The following is a 4,475-nucleotide window of genomic DNA, read 5'->3' as shown; positions in this document are numbered from 1 at the left end:
ACGCCCGGTTACATTCCGAACCCGGAAGCTAAGCCTTTCAGCGCCGATGGTACTGCAGGGGGGACCCTGTGGGAGAGTAGGACGCCGCCGAACAACCCGCCCTTTTAGCTCAGTCGGCAGAGCGTCTCCATGGTAAGGAGAAGGTCAACGGTTCGATTCCGTTAAAGGGCTCAGAGAAAAGGCCCCCGCCTCATGGCGGGGGCCTTTTTGCGTTTTCCTGGATGCATGCCGGGACGATTGAAGAAGGAGTCGGCCCCCGCGGGGGCCGACTCCTTCCCTTGTCAGGAGTCTCAGGCGTGTCAGGAGTGGTGCGGCTCGGGAATGCGGAGGGCCAGGATCGCCATGTCGTCCGAGGCCGGCTCCTGGGCGAAGCGCTCGACCGCGCGCAGGACCCTTGAGGTGATCGCGCCGGCCGTGAGGCCCGTACAGGACCTGAGGACCTCGGTGAGGCCGTCGTCGCCCAGCATCCGGGTGCCTTCGCGGCGCTCGGTCACGCCGTCCGTGACGCACAGCAGGACATCGCCCGGGTTCAGGGTGACCGTCTGCTCGTAGAGCTCCAGGTCGTCCATGACACCGAGGAGCGGCTGCGGGTCCGCGGCCGGGCGGACCGTGCCGTCCTGGCTGAGCCGGAGCGGCAGCGGGTGGCCGGCGCAGACGACCTTCAGGACGGCCGAGCCGTCCTCCTGCGGGCGGAGCTCGCCGTACAGGAGGGTGAGGAAGCGGCTGCGGGCACCCTCGTCGAGGATCGCCGCGTTCAGGCGCTCCAGGACGGCAGGGCCGCCGAAGCCCTCCCGGGCGAGGAGACGCAGGGCGTGGCGGGCCAGGCCCGTGACGGCGGCAGCCTCCGGGCCCGTACCGCAGACGTCGCCGATGGCGAAGCCGTACGAGCCGTCGCGGATGGGGAAGAGGTCGTAGAAGTCGCCGCCGACCTCGTTGCCCTCGCCGGCGGCGCGGTAGATGACGTCGACCTCGACTCCGGGGATGTCGGGGAGGCCGGGCGGCAGGAGGCTGCGCTGGAGCGAGCGGCTGATGGCCGTGCGCTCCGAGTAGAGGCGGGCGTTGTCGAGGGCCAGGGCGGCCCTCCGGGACAGGTCCTCGGCGAGTTCCAGGATCTCCTGGCGGAAGTGGTCGTCGGTGGGCTTGCCCAGGGTGAGCATGCCGATGACGCGGTTGCGGGCGACGAGCGGGAGGACCACGGTCTCGCCGCCGACGGCGCCCGCGGTGGCGAGCGCGGTGTCGATGCCGGAGGACACCGGGCTTCCGGGGCCGCCGAGTTCGCGCATGGACGCGCTGAGCGCGGCCCGGTGGGCGGCGTCGCCGGGAGCGGTCCAGACCCGGGCGCCGGGTGTCGGCACCGGGTCGGGCGGGGCGATGGAGACCAGGAGTTCCTTCAGGCCGTCGATGAGGTCCTCGTCCTCGTGGAGGACGTAGGAGAGGTACGGGTCCGAGGCCTGGTCGGCGATCGTGTAGACGGCGCACCAGGTGGCCAGGGTGGGGACCGTCATCTGGGCCATGAGGGCCAGGGTCTGGTCGCGGTCGAGGGTGCCGGCCAGCAGGTCGGAGGCCTCGACGAGGAAGCTGAGGGAGCCGCGGCGGAGCCGTTCGAGTTCGCCGAGGCGCGCGGATTCCACGGCCAGGGCGATGCGGTCGGCGGCGAACTGGAGGCGCAGGGCCTCCTCGTTGGAGTAGCGGTTGGGGCCTTCGGCGGCGACGCCGAGGGAGCCGGTGAGGCGGCCCTCGACCTTCAGAGGGACCGTCACGACCGAGCGCATTCCGGTGCCTTCGAGGAGCGGTACGGCGCCGGGTACGGCGGCGAGGTCCTCGTGGACGGCGGGCATGCGGGCGGAGCCGTAGCGGCTGGCGCCGGTCTCGACGGGGACGCGGGCGAAGCGCTGGCGGGCGGAGGGCAGGCCCGTGGTGGCCCGTACCTCGAGTTCGGTCTCGTCGTCGGTGGCGAGGAGGAGGAAGGCGGAGTCGCCGTCGAGCATGTCGCGGGCGCGTTCCACCGTGCGCTGGAGGAGGCCGTCGAGGTCGTCCGGGGCGGGCGAGCCGATGAAGACCTCGAAGGGGTCGGCGGTGCCGCCGCGGTTGTCGCCGCCGGGCTCGGAGGCGGCGGGGCGCTGCGGTGTCTGGAGGACGGCGCGCTCGTACTCCCGTACCAGGAGGCAGACGGTGGAGGGTTCGCCCTGGGCGTCGCGGACCCGGAGGTGCGAGGCGTAGACGGGGATGACGCGGCCGTCGGCGCAGCGGATGCCGTAGCTGCCCTCCCAGCGGGAGAGGCGGAGGGCCTCGGCGAGGCCGGTGCCGATGCCGGGTGTGTGGGGCCAGGCGGCGAGATCGCCGAGGGGTTTGCCGGTGACCTGCTCGGCGCCGTATCCGAAGAGTTCCTCGGCGTCCTCGTTCCAGGCGGAGATGGCGTCGGTGGCGTCGATCTGGACGACGGCGACGCGGACCCGGCTGTCGGTGAGGGGGAGGAGCGGGTCGGGCAGGACGGGGCCTGCGGAGCGGGTGCCCACGGGGCGTTCGGGGAGGTCGAGGTGGAACCAGACGTGTTTGCGGGTCGGGCTGTAGTCGACGCCCCAGCGGGTGGCGAGGGCGGCGCAGAGCAGAAGACCCCGGCCGTTCTCCCGGTCGGGGCTGCTCATGGTGCGGGCCTGCTGGAGGGGGATCTCGCGCTCGGGGTAGCGGTCGGCGACCTCGATGCGGACGCCGTCGTCGCTGCGGAGGCAGAGGACGTCGGCGGCGGTGCCGGCGTGGATCACGGCGTTGGTGACGAGTTCGCTGGTGAGGACGACGGCGTCGTCGACGACCTCGGCGTATCCCCAGCCCTGGAGGGTGTCCCTGACGAAGGCGCGGGCGGTCGCGACGGACCGCCCGACGGGTTCGAAACTGGCAGCCGCCCGCGCGGTGATCACTGAACTCCTCGTACGCGTCTCGACGCCCGGCTCTGCCATGGTCGGTCTGCCCCTCCCGCCGTCCGGTGCTGCTTCTCGCGCCGTCCCGCCCCCGCCGGGCGGACCGGGGCGGTTGGACAGCCGGATGCCAGGTTACTTACCTTCGCTGTCCCACCGGATGCCGGTCACGCTGATTACGTCCCTCGGACGTGGGGACGTTGTGCGAAGCTGCCGAACTGTTATGGCCTGGTTCGGAGCCGGTGAAACACTGGGCAGGCTGATAGCGAGAGACCGAGCGTACGGTCGACCCCTTCGGGAGGGACACGGTGGAGTCTGGCACGACGACGCGGCGCGGTGGCGGTTCGCGGCCGAAGGGCGGCGGCCGGTCCCGGGGCGGGGGCACGGTGCAGGTGGACGCGGCGGCGCTGCAGCGGTTGCTGGCCGCTCTGGTGTCGATGCGGGACGGGAACTTCCGCAAGCGGCTGACCGTGTCCGGTGACGGGGTGATGGCGGAGATCGCGGCCGTCTTCAACGAGGTCGCGGACCGGCAGTCGCATCTGACGGGCGAGTTCGCGCGGGTGCGCCGGGTGGTGGGCCGCGAGGGCAAGCTGTCGGAGCGGCTGGAGGCCGGGGCGGCCGAGGGGTCCTGGGCGGCGACCATCGAGGCGGCGAACGCCCTGGTCGACGAGCTGGCGCGGCCCGTGTCGGAGGTCGGCCGGGTGCTTTCGGCGGTGGCCGAGGGTGATCTGGGGCAGCGGATGGAGCTGCGTTCGGAGGGCGGCGACGGGTCGACGCGGCCGCTGCGCGGGGAGTTCCTGAAGGTCGCGCGGACCGTGAACAACCTGGTCGACCAGCTGTCGGTGTTCGCGGACGAGGTGACCCGGGTCGCCCTGGAGGTCGGCACGGAGGGCATCCTGGGCGGCCAGGCCCAGGTGCGTGGAATGTCCGGTTCGTGGAAGGACCTCACGGATTCGGTCAACACCATGGCGAACCGGCTGACGGCGCAGGTGCGGGACATCGCGCTGGTCACGACGGCGGTGGCCAACGGCGACCTGTCGCAGAAGGTCACGGCGAACGTGGCCGGCGAGATGCTGGAGCTGAAGAACACGGTCAACCGCATGGTGGACCAGCTGTCCTCGTTCTCGTCCGAGGTGACCCGGGTGGCCCGCGAGGTGGGCACCGAGGGCGAGCTGGGCGGTCAGGCCGAGGTGGCCGGGGTCGCCGGTGTGTGGAAGGACCTCACGGATTCCGTCAACACGATGGCGGGAAATCTCACCAATCAGGTGAGGGGCATCGCCGAGGTCACCACGGCGGTCGCCAACGGCGACCTGTCGCAGAAGGTGCGGGTGTCGGCGCGCGGCGAGATCGCGCAGCTCGCGGACACCATCAACCAGATGACGGAGACGCTGCGGACCTTCGCGGACGAGGTGACGCGCGTGTCCGGCGAGGTCGGCGCGCAGGGTCTGCTCGGCGGTCAGGCGCAGGTGCCGGGTGCGGCGGGTACGTGGAAGGACCTGACGGACTCGGTCAACACCGTCTTCCGGAACATCACCACGCAGGTGCGGGACATCGCGCAGGTGA

Annotated in this window: 2 protein-coding genes, 1 tRNA gene and 1 rRNA gene; 3 read left to right on the top strand and 1 reads right to left on the bottom strand. The window is 71.7% G+C overall.

The window, feature by feature from the left end; translation table 11 throughout:
- Nucleotides 1-93 (top strand): 5S ribosomal RNA (gene rrf / locus ACFVGS_RS31140); the annotation flags it as partial.
- Nucleotides 94-98: 5 nt separating this feature from the next.
- Nucleotides 99-171: transfer RNA gene (locus tag ACFVGS_RS31135), tRNA-Thr, on the top strand.
- A 128-nt stretch (nucleotides 172-299) separates the two neighbouring features.
- Here the strand turns inward: ACFVGS_RS31135 and ACFVGS_RS31130 are convergent.
- Nucleotides 300-2,954 carry a SpoIIE family protein phosphatase gene (locus ACFVGS_RS31130; RefSeq protein ID WP_385695141.1) on the bottom strand — a complete coding sequence of 885 codons (2,655 nt, stop codon included), beginning with the start codon at nucleotides 2,952-2,954 and terminating at the stop codon, nucleotides 300-302.
- Nucleotides 2,955-3,220: 266 nt separating this feature from the next.
- Between ACFVGS_RS31130 and ACFVGS_RS31125 the strand changes: the two genes are divergently transcribed.
- The coding region (locus ACFVGS_RS31125) for a HAMP domain-containing protein (protein WP_384419119.1) at nucleotides 3,221-4,475 on the top strand (1,255 nt) is incomplete at its 3' end.

It is taken from the genome of Streptomyces sp. NPDC127114 (assembly GCF_042677525.1).
Lineage (GTDB): Bacteria > Actinomycetota > Actinomycetes > Streptomycetales > Streptomycetaceae > Streptomyces.
This window is presented reverse-complemented; position numbering and strand designations above follow the sequence as displayed.